The organism is Paenibacillus baimaensis, assembly GCF_025567575.1.
Genome location: NZ_JAOQIO010000084.1, coordinates 293,996 through 311,777, shown reverse-complemented (window position 1 = coordinate 311,777; position 17,782 = coordinate 293,996). Strand labels below are relative to the sequence as shown.

The following is a 17,782-nucleotide window of genomic DNA, read 5'->3' as shown; positions in this document are numbered from 1 at the left end:
CAGGCAGGATTATGGTTTATTGTCTAATGTTATGGAAATGTGGGGACGTGGAGAGAGCGAAAGGAAGCGAGCCAGACTGTAGCCGCAGTCTGGCTCGGAGTGGAGACAGAGAGCGCCAACTGTCAATTGAACGACAGGGATCGTGCCTATCCAAATGTTAGAAGCATCGTATCAGTCAAGGCCAAGGGAGCACCAATCTCCCAAGGCCACCAATTCCCATATACGGCTTGCCCGGGGCTATACCGATTCGCAAGCATCCATTGAAGACCGACAACCCTGATGTCCTGCACCAGTCGAGGGCAGCCTCTGTGAGGGGAACCTGGTGTGGTGAAGGCGACTGCCATCTGACGAAGCCTGCTATAGTACTGTAAGCTCCGAGGAAACGGCAGCAGTGCCGCTTGCATCACTCACATCACTCCACAGATAATTCCGGTTTTTGTCTTTATTCATACTATCCCAACAGTTGCTCGCTTCTGCAGCTATCCTGCCAATTGTGAGCCTTACTTCAGGCTCATCGGTGCCGCGACTCCCGCTGCCTGTTAAAATTGTTCGCCATTTGGCTGTCTGCAGCATTCATATTGTAATTAACGGTTTCCAACGAGTCAATAGTTCTTGTTGTTAGCATCCAGGAGCGGATGCAACACCGCTTACAGAGGAGTCGAAGGGCGGGAAACAGGGTTGACTTGCGGCCGTTACAGCTTAATTGCGTATTTTGGCTGCTTCCCCCATAGAACCTGACTGTACGCTCCTTTTCCCGAGAACCAAAACACCAGACAGGCAGATGATAAGCGCACCGAACGAATACGGAAAAACTATATGAGCGGTATACAATGACGTACCTACAACAGGTCCAAGGAATGATCCGCCACCTTGCACAGCCGCAATAAAGGAAGCAACTCCTCTCTGCTCATGGTCTTGCACCGCCAGAGACGCGCTCGAGCTGTATCCAAGCAGCGTAAAGCCGATACCAATTCCCAATAATGCAAAATCTATATAGGCGAAACGAATGAATGTTAACAGTCCCAGCAGCCCCAATGCGACAAATAACAACCCGACGCGCAGCACCTTCCTGGGCTGCCACTTCAAGTATTTACTGATTACAATTTGCGAGGCGACGACCATAACGCCGGAAATGGCCAAACCGAGTCCGATCAGTTGAGTCGCTTCCCGGGCATCGTAACCAAGCGTATCCTGTACATAAAATCCGATGGTCACCTGAACAATGTTCAGGACAAACGATAGCGCAAGCCCGATCCATAAATAGAGGCGTATTCGCGCATCATTCGGTGATAGCGATGAAGCTTGCCGATGAATTTCCTGGTTCGGCTCGTTTGGGATGAACGCCAGAAACAGGATTGCCATCGCGAAAAGTAATATCGCAGCCGCATACATCGGCGCAGTCAGACCTGCTGCCGCCATCCCCCCACTCATCGCTGGTCCCAATACGAATCCGAGTCCATTGGCAGCGCCGAATAGCGCCATTCCCCGCGTACGTGTTTCCTGTGTCGTCCATCCCATCACGTAGGCTTGTGCTTTCGCAGGAATACCCCCGAAGAAAAATCCTGCAATGGCTCGCAGCACTATGAAAATCCAAAACAGACCCGACGTGTGCAATAAATGAGTTTCTGCATAATCGGCAAGCAGGGCAAACACGATGAGTGTCACCAAATAGACTAGCATAATCAACACCAACATCTTTTTCCTGCTCATAAACGCCATTTTTTCCCAAAAATATCCACCCAGGAGCCAGCAAAGTCCTGTCACCGACACCAAACATCCCGATTGGATTTCACTTAATCCCAAATTACGGGAAAGCGGACCGATAATCGGGTTGAAGGCGGCGATTGAGATCATTCCACACAATACAATAAGGAACATAATCATAAATCTGTATTTCACAACCCATCCACTCCTCTTCCCTATATTGCGCTCTTTATTTCGCCAGCGCCTCCATGATTTCTTCAATACCGTCGATTTTGGCGAGTGCCATCGGTCCGGGAAGTGAAGGATCTTTCAGTTCATAAACGCGATTGTTTTTCACCGAATTCAAGCTGCCCCATACCTTACTGCCTTCCAACGCTTTCTTGACACCTCCCTGAATCGGGTTCTGCCAATTGTTTATAATGAAGAGATGATCAGGATTTAATGCAGCCAAACTTTCCAAGGACAATTGTCCGTCTGTTTGCACACCAGCTATCGGCTTCAGTCCAAGCCCCTTATAAAAAGGATCGAATCGCCCGTCATTCCAGGTTACGAACTGCTCCTTGCCTCTATACATTGCGAACATTATGGACTCTTCACTTCGAAATGCCAATTTTTCTTTATAATCTTTAGATTTGCGGTCAAATTCGGCGAGTACGCTTGTAGCTTTATCCTCTTTGCCGATCACCTCGGCAATTTGCTGAAGTGTCTCACGCCAGTCCCCTGCTTGGGGAAGTATAACGGTTCGTACAATTTGACTTAGCTTCTCATACTGATCCTTCATGTCATCTGCGGCAATAATCAAATCCGGCTGTGCGACCAGCAGTTTCTCCAGATCGACCTCCATACCAAGATCCATGATGTTTTTCCCCGCCACACGTTTGCTCAAACTCGGAAAATTCCGTTTGATCGTTTCAACCCCTTGCGCAGCAATCGGATATTCGTCCAAAACAGCAAGGTAATCGACAAAAGCAATATAGGGTGCGGCAATTTTAACCGGTTTTGCCAGGATCATGGTCTCCCCCTTCAAATGGCTGATCGTTCTTGGAAACGAAGAGACAGCCGTGTCACCCTTGTTTGTTGAATCCGACTGCTTATTCACTTCCTTGTCGGCATAATCCGAGTTCGTCCCGGTACAACCTGCTGTCAGCCAAATCATAATAAGGATGAGTAAAAACGAATACGTTCTTTGACCCCACATCTTTTTCCAGTTCTCCATTTGCTTGCTCCTTGCCGTTATAAGCCTGGAAGGCTTCAACTTTAATTTGATATATTGTAAATGAGATTCATTATCAATAAGCTAATGATACTATGCTTGTATAGCAAGCTTCTACCTGCAGCCGGATTACTTTGCTGGTTAATGGGAACCGACACATAACAAAAAAACTACTCGAAGGAGCAGTTTCAAGTGCAATCTATTCACCTATTAATAGGACTCACGCAAAGCGGAAGAGCTTCGAACAAAAACTCCGGGATTGACCCCATACTTCTCTCGGAATACTTCCGAAAAGTAACTGGAATTGGAATAACCGACCGCAAATGACGTTTCGCTCACGTTCATCTTACCCTGCTCCAGCAAAAGAAAGGCCTTTTCCAGCCGTTGCTCCCGCAAATAACCGAATACGGTCGTTCCATACATTTCTTTAAAACCGCTCTTTAATTTAAAATCATTCAGACCAATCATCCGTGATAATTCGAGCAGCGTGGGCGGGTCTACCATACGGTCCAATATAATATCCCTCGCACTCTGGATTTTGTGCATATCACTCTTGGACAACTTAGGGAATTCCGGATTGCAATCAACCAAAAAAGATCGAAAGGCCAAAGATAGAAGTTCCAGTACACTGCACTCCATCTCAAAATTTCGGGTGTGTTGCCCTGTAGCAGCTTGCATCATTCGTTTCACAACAACGCTAGCGGCTGGATGAGTCGTTTCTTGAAAGATACGATAGGGCCGATTGCCAAGAAGCTGAGAAAAATCGACCGATCTCTCCCCGCCAGCTTCCTCCATAAAATGATGAAAGGTCGAAACCGGAATCCCGATACCGAGCATTAGAAAAGGCTGATTGCCATCGAATTCGAAGTGTACATCCGCATGATTCATAAATTGCAGGGTACAATTTCCCGGAACAAACTCATGGCGTATTCCTGCAACACTCACTTCTCTTGCCCCTTGTAAGCAATAATTAAGCTCCACCATGGCGGTTTCGGTGAAAAGCTTCAAGGCGTGATTGCGATACAAGGTGTAGTCAGAAATAACCACTTCGATATCGGTACGAGGGACAAAGCGACGAATAACCCCTTCCCCCATTTGTGAATGGAGCGTCATCTGTTCCGTATGATTTACATTGTTCCTCTGCAGCTCGAACCCGTCGAAAAAAAGGTTAAAGTTTTGATGAAAGTCTGACCTATTCCTATATCCTGCTTTTGTCATATCATCCTCTTTCTTATTGCTTTGATGTCATCGGCCTTACCTTTTGCTTGGTTTCGTTATATCGCCCGCAATCTGCTCCATGACTGCCTTCTTCCCCATTGCAAAAAATGCTTCGTTATAATTTTGTCTGCTTGTCATCCGGTATACATGTCCGGATTTGACAGCTTTGAGGCTGCTCCAGATTTTGCTTTGTTCCAGCACATTTTGCTCTCCGTCTGTGAGTAAAATCAAATGATCCGGATCATACGTGGAAAGTCCCTCAAGGCTCATCACCTTCCCACCCCACGGATCGGGTTCCGGCGTCCCCGGCGCTTTGGGCAGTCCAAGATCATTAAAAACGATATCGGCCAATCCTGTGCGGGCATAAATCCGAATTTCCTTCTGCGTGGATTCGATCACAGCAAACGTTTCCTGCTTGGTGACATCGGTAATTTGATCATGCAATTGTTTGGCGCGTTGATCATACGCCTTCAGCCATGCCTCCATCTCACCCTTTTTATCGAGCACCTCCGCTACAAATGCAAATCGTTCCCGATAAGCGTTAAAACCATATGGCACTCTCACCGTTGGAGCAATCTTGACCAGTTGATCATAAATCTTCTCTTGTGTAGGTCCTGCCAGGATCAGATCGGGGTTCGCGGCCATGACAGCCTCTATGTTGATTTCAGTTTGAAACCAGCCTGCGATACTAACGTTTGTCTGCAATTTGCTGGAGAGAAGCGGCGTAACCTTTCCGGGGTTCCCCATATCGGTATTGCCCGTCAGCACAGGTTGAAATCCAAGCAGCAGCAGCTCTTCTGTGGAACCGGAAATATCTGCGATTCTCACAGGGTTGGCCGGAATGACTACATTTCCCTTTGCGTCCTTAACGGTACGCGTCTGCGGCGTCGCTGCTCCATTGGAAGCTGATGGGGAATTCACGGATCCAGACGAAGCTTCACCTATGTCATGGTTCGGACTGCCACATCCGTACAACAAAAACACCATCAACACAGCGATACCAGCAAGCGGTATTCTCTTAACGCCTAGCATATTCACAACCCTTTCCATTCTCTCAGTGATAACCATTCTCAATGTAATACAGTTGATTATAATTCATCACAAAGATCCAAACCACCTGTAGACGGATCGTTTAGCGGTTTGGCGGATTATATTTTTTGAAGATCACGCCCGCCAGTAAGCGGGCCCAGAGCTTCCGTTATTCCGATAACAATTCAAGCTGATCGCCTGGCTCTGTTTCGAACTCAAGCAGCGTTCCATTAATTGTCTTTATCTTGTGTGCGAATTTATGCAAAGAAACGAGTGCATCACCCCAAGGGTTGCGGATTCTGCAGAGCCCACCAAGGGTCGAGTTGATTTGTACAAAGGGAATAACCCCATCGCGAAGCTGTGACGTCACCTGGAAGCCCCCGTGGCACCATAGAGAAAACTCACCCTCCCATCCTGCAGGACAAGCAGGAAAGATACGGATCACGGAATCCTTCCCTGGCCCGTCAGGCTGGCTTTGACACAGCGCAGACTGCAATGCGGCAGCTGCATTACCTAAACGCTGCGCACTTATGCAGTTGACACCTTCTCTCACTGTTAAACGGTTCTCGAAAAATTTGACCTTGCCCGTGTCTGTATAATAGCAGTATTCTTTGTCAGCATTGACGCAATTCAGTTGTCCTAACACTGCTTGTTTAAATTCCTCTGCCAAGCCCATTCCCGCAAGAACCCGTGCAGCAGCTGACATCTCCGATGCAGAACGACTCCAGTCGCCGCCATATTTGTTTACTTCATCGTATTTAATAGTGGCCATCGTTGTTTCGAACCTATCCGGGTTATCATCGGCGGTCTCCAATGTACATAGACTGCAGAATCGCCCCGGCCGCAAATCAGTCCCGCTCCGCTGATCAAGGACTGGGCCCAGCGAGCCTGCCCATACAGCATGTTCGTTATCTGCTGTCCGCAGCACGGCATCGGGATGATCGCTTGTAGGGAGAGGAGCCAGGTTGTCGTAAAACTCTCTCCATATGGGCCTCATTTCCTCGTCAACTCCCAAAATCTCCGATGCCCTTAGCAGTACGGGCATAATCCCATGCATCGCCGCCATAGAGTCCATATTGTCTTTACCGTCTATATACTTCTCGTCGCTGATTGTGTGATAAATATGATATTTCCCATCTGCCTCCTTCTTCAAATTCGGGAAGTTACGGAAAAACTCCGCGGTCCCTTTGATCAGCGGGTAAGCTCTGTCATGGAGCCATGTCTGATCCAAGGTGTACTCATAATACTGCCAGTAATGGTAAGCAATCCCCACCTGGCTGGCAAACATATGCGTGGTAAAACCAAACGGCCCATAGCCTCTGTCCGGATATACCAGCTTGCCGTCTACGAACCGTTCCGCCATCTTCCAGTTCCATCTGCTCTCATGCGGAGGCTTGACATGCGCATATTCCTTAAAGCGGATGGACATCTGATCCCATGGCTTTCGCAGTAGGTAAAGGTCCCGCATCTCAGCGGCAATATCGTCTGGCAGCTCCTCCAATCCGCTAAATGAGACAACCTCAGGAATAAATATTCCCGTACTGCCCCACTGCTGTTCTGCAGCCCTCGCACATGAATCGTACATGGCCGTATACATAGTAAAGTAAGGCTGAAACAGCTCATAATGACCGGATGGAAGAACGGCATTATAATACAGGTTCAAGTTATTCCACCAATGCATGGCTCCCCAGTGCCGCAGATCCCCCCGTGGACTGAGCAGCATCCCTCCGAAATTCGGCGGATATCGACCTTCTCTTGAGTTGGATGCCATCAGATAAAGGTAATACGTATAGTGCATTTCCACAAATTCAGCGGTCCCGTCCGGACTGCGCAGTTGAATATAGGATTGGCTCCAATACTTGTTCCACCATGCTGTATGCTCAGCAAGCATCTTATCAAACCCCGCTGTTCGAGCCCGTTCAACCTGATTTACAGCTTCAGCGACGACGTCCGTATGCCGGTCAAATGACGCAGCGGTACCGATGAACAGCTCGAACCTTCCCCTTTCCGGTTTAACGCATAAACGTATTTCAGTTTCATTTGGCTGCCCAAGAACTTTGGTTTCACGAAATGCACCCACAGGCTCCCTGCCACCGAATTCGTCATTCATTCTGGCTGCTGCGTCTCGACCGGATATTCCTACCACAAGGGCAGAGCTGCAGTAATAGCTACCTTCACTAAATTCCTGCTTCAAAACAATCATATCATGGTGAATGCTCAAGCTTGATATTGCCGAATGATGTTTGGTCACTACCTCAGCGGGTCTGAGCATTTTCAATTTGATATTAATCACCTGTGGTGCCTCTCTATGATCCTCAGCTCTGATAGCAAATACATCATCGTGTGCACTTGCGAACAGCTGTGCATTCACGCCGTCGCCTTCAATGCTTGCCAACGCATCGTAAAGGCTGAGATGTTGACGAATCCCTTCATCATGAAAAACATCCTGCCCATAATCGACGAAATCGATATCCACGAATCCGCAGCCGTAAGCATAATCTGCGTGTCTCTGATTAAAGCTTTGGCTAGAGCTATCATTAGCATATACATCCACCCGGTTAATTTGGAGCTTGATCGCAGAGGGAGAGGTCCATACCAGACTGCCCATCCGTCCGTTACCAATGGGCAATCCCCCCTCGCTTCGTTTCACCGTATGCTCATAATGCAGATCTCCCCGCGATATAAGCTTACGATAATCCAAATGCGGATTAAATAAAGTATTTTCTACCTTTCCCATTCATGCTTCACGCTCCCGATTAATAATAAAAGTGAAGGCTAACGCAGGATTGCGTTAGCCAGTGTCGTTACTTTGCAGCCTTCCTTAATCGGATCACGCTGCCGCCGTTTACTTTCAGCTTCAGATAAAGTGCATCTAGCTTCGTGACCGTCTCTTGTCGAACCGTAATTTCCGTTGAGTGCTTAAACCGGTAATGATCCAGGGGGCCAAACACTTCTTCGTAAATATCAGCCACGTATGTAACGCCCTCCTCCAAGAAGTCGAGGCTCACGTGAGCCGTTCTTCCGCTCGCCGCACAGATCGCACCTACAAACCAGTCCTCTCCACTACGTCTAGCCATCGTAACGAACCGTCCCGGGTAGCCTTCAAGCATAAGCGTTTGATCCCAAGCAGCAGGTACCTGCTGAAGGAATGGCTTGCCAGCGCTCTCCTCGTAAGCTTCAATAGAGTCGGCAAAGCATTGAACCGCCGATTCGAACAGTACCGCCAATGCGAGCTGATGGCAGTGACCGGTACGAGTCAGCTTTGACAAGGTAACCGGTGTATAGTCCATTGATCCCACTACATTGCGGGTAAACGGCACGGTACAGTTATGCACCGCATTCGGTCCTTCATTCAGCTGGTTTTTCCAATATTCCGCTCCAAATATGCCCTCTCGGGTCATCACATGCGGCCAGCGGCGCTGTTCACCAGACGGCTTGGAGGAGCCGTGGTAATTAATCATCAGCTTATGCTCCAGAGCTATCTCGGCGATCATGTCGTACACCTGGATTCGCTCCTGGGCATCACTGTCGAAAAAATCGACCTTGACTCCCTTCACACCCCAGCCCGACCATAGAGCCATCTTGCTTCGGCACGTCTCTTCCTCTTGAAGCCCTTTGAAATGAGTCCATACCCAGATGCCAACACCCTTGGCTTCAGCATGTCGGATCAATTCAGGCACGTTAACCGTACTTTCCTCCCGGTCCCAGCCGCCGTCGACAAGGGAATATTCCCAGCCCATATCCGCAGCGAAATCAACAAATCTAACCTGCTGCTCATGGTCCCTGCTGGAGGCGCTGTCCGAATGCCATGACCAAGCAGAGCGACCCGGCCGGATCCATGACGTATCCTCCACTTCGGACGGCGGGTTCAAATGAAAAACCACCGTTGATTCGACAATCGTTGATAGCTCGTCGCCGATAATGGCGACCCTCCATGGGGTAGCGAAAGGGCCTTCCGCTACATTCGGTCCCGATTGATCGGGCGCATAGGCAAGCTCAAGCATATGTGAATGCTCCTTGCTCACTTTCACATGCGATGCGCAATAGCTTCCGAACACGGACGCTTCACTGAGCAGCATCCAACCGTCGTTCCCAATCTGGAACAGCATAGGCAACCCATAATCGTCCTCATCCATCAGTTCAAGCATGCTGTGGTCATAAGTCCGTTCATAACACTCCATGAACTTCTGCGCCCATACATTAACAAGCCGATCCTGAGGCAAAGCGAATCCCGTTGGCTCTGAGCTTATCTGCAATTGGCCCTCTCCGGGAAATTGGAAGCGGAACGCAACGGCCTCGTTATAAGCTCTACAGATCAACTGCAGCATGTGGCCTTCCTTGCTGAAATTAAGGGTCAATTCATTGGCTTGATTGATATAGTTTTTCGTTTTCCCATGCGGCAACATATAGGTTTCATTAATCTCAACCGTGGATGTGTTCACAAAGGATAATCCGTCTGTACAAGCAATTCGATCTGTCACGATGCCCAGCGGAGAAGCCTGCAGCATGGCAACTGCATTTTTGGTAATATCGTAGGTCAGTCTTCCTTGAGAATCCAGCAGCACGTTGATTTGCAATCGGCTATCCGGGGATGAAAGCTGCCAGCTTTGTTTTGAAATAGCTTCTATAGCCTGATTCATGGTAACACCTTCCCAATTTTTATGGATTCAGCGCTTGAAGGTAGTCGTCATATGCCACCCGTTCATTGCGGTGAATGGATTGGATGACCGTATGCACCATAAGATGGCTCTTAATATTGTCCATCAGATCGGTATCGGGTCTCATATCATGCCGTATCGAATAGATGAACTGGTGCAGCGAATAGCCTTGGCTGCTGTACAACATTTGGGGTAAAGGCAGCTCCTGCCTCTCTCCACCCTTCCCGCACAAATACGGAATATCATTACATAGCTCGACTGCGCCTTCACTTCCCGTTATGCGGATTTCACCGTTCCAGGTAGTCGAAGATCCGAAATCGGACAAGCTTCCAAAGTAATTCATCAGTACGCCCTTAGGAAATTCGAAGATGGCACCGCCCACTGTAATGCCTTCACACCAGCTCCAGGATGGACGAATGCCTTGTGCGGTGACATACTCTGGCTCACATTCCAGTAAATATCGGATCAGATCGAAGTGGTGAATGCTGACATCAGTGAACAAAAATTCCCCGGAATGTACGCGCCAAGTATCGACATTCGAATTGTGCAGTCTTCTGAAGTTATAGTCGATATATCCGATGTCTCCGATGGAGCCATTCGCAATTGCCTGCTTCATCGCCTGAATCTCGGGGGTCCAGCGATAGTTCTGATTAATCATCACTTTCTTGTCATAACGCTCATACTTGCGAACAAACTCCACTGCGTCCTCGAAGGAATAAGTAAGAGGTTTCTCCAGAAATATATGAAGGCCTGCTTTCATCACATCGAAGGCAATTGTCATGTGCGTCTGCGGTGGCGTAATGATCATGACTGCATCCGCCTGTACGCTGCTCAATGCCTCATTATGATCGTGGAACATCGGTATGGCCTTGTCTTGGAGAAGCTCTCCCGCATATTTCAAATTTTCATCGGCAACATCCACGATAGCTACCAGATCGACATCCGGTTCCTAAAGTACAGTTTTCAGCCAGGATCTGCCGAATCCCCCAACGCCGATTTGAATCACTTTTAATGGTTCCAAAGCCGTCCACCCTCCCCCATCAGCATATTACTTCTTGAAGTTCTCCTCGTACTTCTTCTGGGCCTCTTCCATTACCTTGGAACCGCCCGCTTTTTTCCACTCTTCAACATACTTATCAAAATCACTGACAGGTCGCTGTCCGGTAATCATATCGATAAAATATTTTAGCGTCATTTGATCCAGCGTATCGATATTTTCGTTATATGCTGGTATTTGAATCGGCTGTAAAATATCATATTTACCTTTACCTATGTGTTCATTTGCTCTGCGGATAGGCATCATCTCATTAAGGGTCATGTACGGAGTCTGAAATTCATAATCGTTGAATGATTTACCTACGAACGTATACTGCTGTCCAATCCCGAACTTGATCTGCTCCTCTTCTTTATCATAAGGAGGCAGGTAAATATAATCGCCTTTATCACCCTTTTTGTAGGTTTTTCCTTTTTCTCCGTAAACGATATTTTCAAATGTCTCCGCATCGAAGGCAGTTGCATCGGCAACCTGCAAATATTTGGCCATCTTTCCTTTATCTTTTTCCATATGCTTGCCGAATTGTCCACCGGAGCTTGCAATGGGATTTAACTGCACGGTGCCCTGCTGACCGTCCGGTCCCTTAGGCCCCGCTGTCAATAGCCAGCTGGCATTCGGCACATTGGCACGAAGCTTCTCATAATACTTGCCATCAAAAAAAGCCGCCCGCTGTATAAACTGATACCAGGAACCAGTAACAATTCCGACTTTGCTGGAAATGACCTTATCGTCCACATTCGGGCCTTTATTCAACACGAATTCGGGATCGATCAGCTCCTCCTTGTACCATTTATTGAGCAGCGTAAGAGCCTGCTTGGCACCTGGCTCAATTTCACCCCGAATAATCTTACCGTTCTTATCGGTGAACGTACCGGGGAACACTCCGAATGCACCAAATACAGGACTGAATATATCTTTAACCCCTGCAGCTTGACCTGTCCATCCGTACGTATCCTTTTTACCGTTCTTGTCGGGATCATTGTTGCGGAATTTGCGCATGGCATCTTCAAATTCTTCCAATGTCTCGGGATTTTTCGTAATACCTACATTGTCAAGCCAGTCCTTACGGAGACTTACGACAGTACGGTCGGGACCCAGCGTCTGGATGATCGGCATCGAATAGTTTTTGCCGTCTCTTCGGTACAACTTCAACGGATCATCACCGAGGTGCTTCTTCAGCCAGGCCCAATAACGCGGGGCGTTTTTCTCGATAAGCTCCTGGGGAATCTCCGCTACTGCGCCCTGATTGACAAGCTTTTCGTATTCGGGAAAGCCCAGGTCCACCCATACATCCGGAATTTCCCCGGAAGCCACCTTCAGCAGGAGCTCATCCTTGAAATTATCCTTAGATCTTGGAAGCTGCTCCACTTCGACGTTGAATTTTTGCTGTACATATTTAACGGCATATGAATCCTTGACCGTTTTATCAAAATTTTGATTCAGATAGGTCAGCTTGTATTTTTTGTCTGCCTGGGGTGCTTCGGTTTTTTCCCCGCCTGTGCTTGTTCCCGAACTGCAGCCTGCAAGAACTGCCCCCATTAAGACTGCACTCAACGTCAACGGCATTATTATTTTCATAAAAACCACCCTTTCTTTAGTCGTATTCTGGAATCTTATTCACCCTTTAACCGCGCCGATCATGATCCCTTTGACAAAATACTTTTGCACAAAAGGATAGATCACGAGCATGGGCAGGACCGAGAACATGATGACTGTAGCCTGCAGCTGGCGCGTGGAAAACATATCCTTCTGATCGAACTGATACAGCATCGTGTTCAGCTGGTCCATATTATTGTCCACGATGATTTTTCTGAGCACAACCTGCAGTACCTGCTTTTTCGAATCGGTAATATAAATCATAGCATCGAACCAGGCATTCCAATGGTTAACCGCAATCCACAAGGCCACGGTAGCCAGCACCGGTTTGGAGAGTGGTACGATAATTTTACGAAAAATAAAGAAGTACCCGGCGCCGTCCACACGTGCAGATTCCTCAAGGCTGTCCGGTATAGACCTGAAAAAATTTCTCATTATTAATGTATTAAAGGCACTGATCATACTTGGCAGCACGAGTGCCCAGACCGAATTAAAGATACCCAGCTGCTTAACGAGCAAATAATTGGGAATCAAACCTCCGCTGAACAGCATGGTGAACAAGACGAACGAGGTGATCGTACGATTGTACGGCAGGTCCTTTTTGGATAAGGGATAAGCGAACAGAGCAGTGAAGAACAGACTGAGACCAACGCCGAGGATCGTACGCAATATCGTATTTCCATAGCCGGTCCATATGGCTTTATATTGAAAAATCACATGATAGCTTTCAAAGGAAAGCTTGCTTGGGAGAAGAAGCATACCAGTTGTGTATAAGGTGCTTTCCGCACTGATCGACGTAATCACTTGGTTCCAAAAAGGATACAAGGTGATGACTGTGATCACGATCATGAGCAAATACAACGAGAATTCGCCTATCTTCTCTGCGGACGTTTTTTTCGTTTTTATCATAGTCTGCATGCCTCCATCAGATACGCTGAATTACCAAATGGTATGATCCTTTCCTCCCATCATATGCACTGCTTTATTGACGAGTACGATGAGCACAAGAGCAACAACAGATTTAAAAAGGCCAACCGCCGTCGCGTAGCTGTAGTTCGTTTCCACCAATCCTTTTCTATAAACGAAAGTATCCAGTATGTCCGATACTCCATATACTTTAGGATTATACATGTTGAAAATTTGATCGAATCCGGCATCCAGTACGTGCGCCATCCGTAGAATGAGCATGATGGATATAACGGGTAACAGCATCGGTATCGTAATATAGATCATTCTTTTAAACCGGTTGGCTCCGTCCATGATAGCTGCTTCCTGAAGCTGCGGGTCGATCCCGGCGATGGCGGCAAAATAAACGATCGAGCCCCAGCCGAAACCTTGGTAAATGTCCGTGAGGATCAGAATCGTACGGAAATAACGGTCATCTGCCATAAACAATACCGGATCAGCGCCAAACAGCTTGATTATGGCATTGACAGGACCATTCAATGAAAAAATGCTGATAAAAATACCTGCCATAATGACCCAGGACATAAAATGCGGCAAATACGAAATCGTCTGGACCAGCTTTTTAAACCGCTCACTTGTAATTTCGCTTAGCAGAAGGGCGAAAACAATTGGAATGGGGAAGGCGAAAACGATTTTATAAAGGCTGATGATAAGGGTATTGTTCAAGACTCGATAAAAATTCGGATCGGCGAATACTTTGTAAAAATGCTCAAGTCCGACCCAAGGACTAGCCATAATGCCCTGCATAATTTTAAAATTTTTGAAAGCGAGGACAACACCGTACATCGGAACATAATGAAAAATAATAAAGTACAGCAGACCCGGCAGCAGCATGAAGTAGAGAACCTGATAATTTTTTAATTTCTTTCTGAACTCACTTTTCGTCCTGGAGACGGTTTCAGACTTCTGATTGGCTGCTATAACTCGTGCAATAATAATCTCTCTCCTTTCCAGTTATATAAGTTATGAATGCGCATTCATTCTTGTTTATTAATATAGCACAGCGCCGTTTTATTTTAATTATCAGATTTTTTTGAAAATTATCGTTTTATTGCTTTCTATATTTGGGAATGGTCATGATCATTGCAGTCCCTTGTCCATATTCACTGAATACCGTAATGCCATACTCTTCACCGAACACGAGCTTGATCCGCTCATTCACATTTTTTAACCCATAGCCCTTCGATTGTTTAATCAAAATATCGTCCTGTATTTCCTTTGGGATGCCGGGTCCATTGTCTTCCACCACAAACTCGATCCATTCCTTATGGGCTCGAACGGTGATTATCAGCTGCCCTTTGCCATTTTGTTTCTGATCGATCCCATGCATGATCGCATTTTCAACAAGCGGCTGTATCGATAAATTCACCGTATCGTATTGATAAACCTCATCATCGATATGATAGCTCACATCAAAGCTATGATCGTGCATTACGGATTGGATTTCCACAAACGACTGGGTGTTCTGCAGCTCATCCCTGACGGTTGTCATGCTTTCTCCCCGGTTTAGAGAGGTTCTGTAAAATCGGGATAGCGTGGTCACGACATGGCTAATATCGGTTGCGCCAATCTTCAGCGACTTCCAGTTGATGATAGATAACGTATTGTACAAAAAGTGAGGATTAATTTGGGCCTGCAGCGCTTTAAACTCTGCTTCCTTTTGAATAATTTTGTTTTGATATACTTCTGTCACCAGTTCATTAATACGAAACAGCATGCTGCCGAAGCGATTCGTTAATTCACCGATTTCGTCCCTGTTCTCGCTGCGTATGTCCAATTGCATATTTCCGTACTGAACTTGTTTCATCAGTTTGTTCAAATGATAAATCCGTTTGATCATGGTGTGTGAAAATATCCAAATGAGCGCGAACAATATGGCGATACAGGCAATAAGGAGTATGACCGTTGCCTTGACAATGCTGGTAGCATCCATCGATATGTCCTGCTCCGGTATATAATAATGAAGCGTCCAATCAGAATGATGAAGAGGAACATTAATTACAATATATCGAATGCCCTCGATATCGGCTGTATTCTCAGGCTGTGTTGGCAGCTGTATGATTTGTTGTTGAAATATGGCAGCGTCACGGTGATTGGAATAGACGACATTGTGCTGTCCATCGGAAATAAAAAGTCCGTCACGAGCCGAATCAACCGAAGAGACCGACGAAAGCGACTCAAAAAAAAGTTCCTTGTTCAATTTCAAATACAAAATACCTTCCATATTGTTATAAAGTATTGTCGGAAATTGTCGATACACAACGAGTTCGTCATTATTATGATACCAACCTGTCTGCTTTTGCTGCATGGCAGCGTTATACCATAGACTATTACCCTTTAGTCTGTTCAGGGAAAGGATAGAATCGCCATATTCTGGCATCGTATCGGGCATATATACGGTGAGCTGCAGCATGTCTTTATTCAAGCTCTTGATCATGCTGAAATAAGGGTCCACATACTTTCTTAAATCTTCGGAAAGCAGCGTGAGACTTTTATATTGGGTACCAAAAATACGCTGAAGTCCTGTATTCATTACAACGGAGTCGACCGTTCGCTCATATTGCACCGTCTTTTCGTTCATGCCTCTTGCCATCGTACCTACCGTATCCTGTAAGCCTTGGACGGCCTGCTTACGAAGAAACAGCTTGGACTGGTTATAAGAATAAGTCCCCAATAGCGCTATCGGAATTAAGCTTACGATCAGATAAGATAGAATGAGCTTTTGCTTGAAACGCATATTTCTGAACATGTGCAGTGGACGACTCATACGGAATCCCCTTCCCTGTATTTGGCGGGGGTTTTGCCGTAATAATTTTTGAATATGGAACAAAAGTAAGCGAAGCTCGTATAACCCACCTCATTGGTAATATCGGCAATTTTCATATTGGTGGTCCGAAGCAGCTCACCTGCTTTTTCCAACCGATAGCTGGTTATGTACTTGATGAGACTGGAGCCGGTTTCTTTCTTGAACAGATGGCTTAAGTAGCTCGGAGACAAGCCTGCTTTGTCCGCCAGGGAATCCAGGCCGATATCCTTTTGATAATCACGGTGAATCCATTTAAGCACCTCACCGATCACCTTTCTGGAAGGCTCGACTGCTGGCTTCGACCTCTCTTCAACCAGTTGGATCATTAAATCCTTGAGCTGCATCAGGCTGCCTGACTTAAATATTTGTTCGGCAAACCATTGAAATGACATGTTCGTGTCACGATTGAAGCTATCGACATATTTTTTGGCAACTTCGGCACATATGTATTTTACATAAATGGTAGATAATTGGTTGTTGAAGTGCAGCTCTGTAAACAGTCTCTCAATCGCGTCCAGTATCAAATGAGACTCACTGTAGCTGATATACCGTGATATTTCCTCAAGCATATTGTTGAGGTCCGCTGGCACATCCTGTAGGGATGTACACATAACCTCCGAAAACAATACAGCCGATGCAGGCAAGAAAAATTTGCATTCCAATATCTTCTCCATCTCCTGATATTCGGCAGGAACCAGTTGAAGATCGTTCAGTAAGCCACTGAATACGATCACACTATCGGCTTCGTAATGTGCTATGAGAAACTCCTGAAGCTTCTTTCCGTATGGCTCTAGCTGCGTCTTGTCCCAAGTCCCCTCTAACCGCACGAAAAGCACGCTTTGATACTCATTCAGGTTCAAATACATACAATCCCATGGGAGTGCACTTGTCAATTGCAATTGTAACCCTTCCCCGACTGTATCGAATAATTTCTTCCGTGTATCCAAAAGAAGGAGCCGAAATGTCGTACCCTCCTTTAGCCAGCCTTGATGATTCAGTGCAGTTCCAACCTTGTCTGCAGACTGGGTTCCATAAAGTAAATCAAACAGCATTTGCTCCTGCACATATCGATTCCCGATTTCGTACACTTGCTGCAACTGCTGCGATCTTGCCCTCTGCTCACGATCCTCATCACATAAACGGACAACCTCCGTAACCACCTCAAGAAACTCGGATACTTCTACAGGCTTCAACAAATAGTGGACCACCTGAATGTGGATGGCTTGCTTAGCATATTCAAAATCACCGTATGCGCTTACAATAATGACCTTAAGCTTGGGATAAAGCATCTTTGCCTTCGTGGCCAACGCTAACCCGTCCATGAACGGCATACGGATATCGGTGAACAATATGTCTACCTCATGCGTTTGCAAATATTCCAGCGCTTTGACACCGTTTTCCGCTTCGTCAGTTTGTAGGGTCAGCTCTAGTTTTTCGATTAAAAACTTGACACCCTCCCGCTCGATTTTTTCATCATCTACGATCAAAGCCTTATACATCGAATCACCTTCTACTTCCAGTTTGTACTATAGTTCTGT

13 protein-coding genes are annotated in these 17,782 nt (G+C 46.6%); all 13 read right to left on the bottom strand.

All coding sequences use genetic code 11. From position 1 onward, the window contains the following. Positions 1-146: 146 nt before the first annotated feature. The 13 genes from OB236_RS20550 to OB236_RS20490 all read right to left on the bottom strand — a co-directional run bounded on the left by OB236_RS20550 (position 147) and on the right by OB236_RS20490 (position 17,743). Positions 147-404, bottom strand: a complete 258-nt coding sequence (locus tag OB236_RS20550; protein ID WP_262685923.1) for a hypothetical protein — start codon at positions 402-404, stop codon at positions 147-149. A gap of 295 nt (positions 405-699) precedes the next feature. Further along, a complete protein-coding gene (locus OB236_RS20545; RefSeq protein ID WP_262685675.1) occupies positions 700-1,899 on the bottom strand; it encodes an MFS transporter in 1,200 nt (399 codons plus the stop codon). 34 nt (positions 1,900-1,933) lie between these two features. Next, positions 1,934-2,920, bottom strand: coding sequence for an ABC transporter substrate-binding protein (locus OB236_RS20540; RefSeq protein WP_262685674.1), 987 nt, complete (start codon positions 2,918-2,920; stop codon positions 1,934-1,936). Between the two features lie 207 nt (positions 2,921-3,127). Then, complete coding sequence (locus OB236_RS20535) at positions 3,128-4,135, bottom strand: helix-turn-helix transcriptional regulator (RefSeq protein ID WP_262685673.1); 1,008 nt, start codon at positions 4,133-4,135, stop codon at positions 3,128-3,130. Between the two features lie 36 nt (positions 4,136-4,171). Beyond that, a complete protein-coding gene (locus tag OB236_RS20530; protein ID WP_262685672.1) occupies positions 4,172-5,167 on the bottom strand; it encodes an ABC transporter substrate-binding protein in 996 nt (331 codons plus the stop codon). Between the two features lie 166 nt (positions 5,168-5,333). Beyond that, on the bottom strand, positions 5,334-7,901 hold the full coding sequence (locus OB236_RS20525) for a glycosyl hydrolase family 95 catalytic domain-containing protein (protein WP_262685671.1): 2,568 nt from the start codon (positions 7,899-7,901) through the stop codon (positions 5,334-5,336). Between the two features lie 67 nt (positions 7,902-7,968). Further along, the gene (locus OB236_RS20520) at positions 7,969-9,804 is read right to left on the bottom strand and encodes a glycoside hydrolase family 97 protein (protein WP_262685670.1); all 1,836 of its coding nucleotides are present in this window, start codon (positions 9,802-9,804) and stop codon (positions 7,969-7,971) included. 19 nt (positions 9,805-9,823) lie between these two features. Next, on the bottom strand, positions 9,824-10,744 hold the full coding sequence (locus OB236_RS20515) for a Gfo/Idh/MocA family protein (RefSeq protein ID WP_262685669.1): 921 nt from the start codon (positions 10,742-10,744) through the stop codon (positions 9,824-9,826). 126 nt (positions 10,745-10,870) lie between these two features. Continuing rightward, complete coding sequence (locus OB236_RS20510) at positions 10,871-12,454, bottom strand: type 2 periplasmic-binding domain-containing protein (RefSeq protein WP_262685668.1); 1,584 nt, start codon at positions 12,452-12,454, stop codon at positions 10,871-10,873. Between the two features lie 39 nt (positions 12,455-12,493). Continuing rightward, positions 12,494-13,381, bottom strand: a complete 888-nt coding sequence (locus tag OB236_RS20505; protein ID WP_076228977.1) for a carbohydrate ABC transporter permease — start codon at positions 13,379-13,381, stop codon at positions 12,494-12,496. Between the two features lie 30 nt (positions 13,382-13,411). Then, positions 13,412-14,272, bottom strand: coding sequence for an ABC transporter permease (locus OB236_RS20500; protein ID WP_083689074.1), 861 nt, complete (start codon positions 14,270-14,272; stop codon positions 13,412-13,414). Positions 14,273-14,486: 214 nt separating this feature from the next. Beyond that, positions 14,487-16,205: a sensor histidine kinase gene (locus OB236_RS20495; protein ID WP_262685667.1), complete on the bottom strand. Its 1,719-nt coding sequence runs from the start codon at positions 16,203-16,205 to the stop codon at positions 14,487-14,489. Further along, complete coding sequence (locus OB236_RS20490) at positions 16,202-17,743, bottom strand: response regulator (RefSeq protein ID WP_262685666.1); 1,542 nt, start codon at positions 17,741-17,743, stop codon at positions 16,202-16,204. The genes OB236_RS20495 and OB236_RS20490 overlap by 4 nt, the downstream gene beginning before the upstream one ends. Positions 17,744-17,782: the final 39 nt, after the last annotated feature.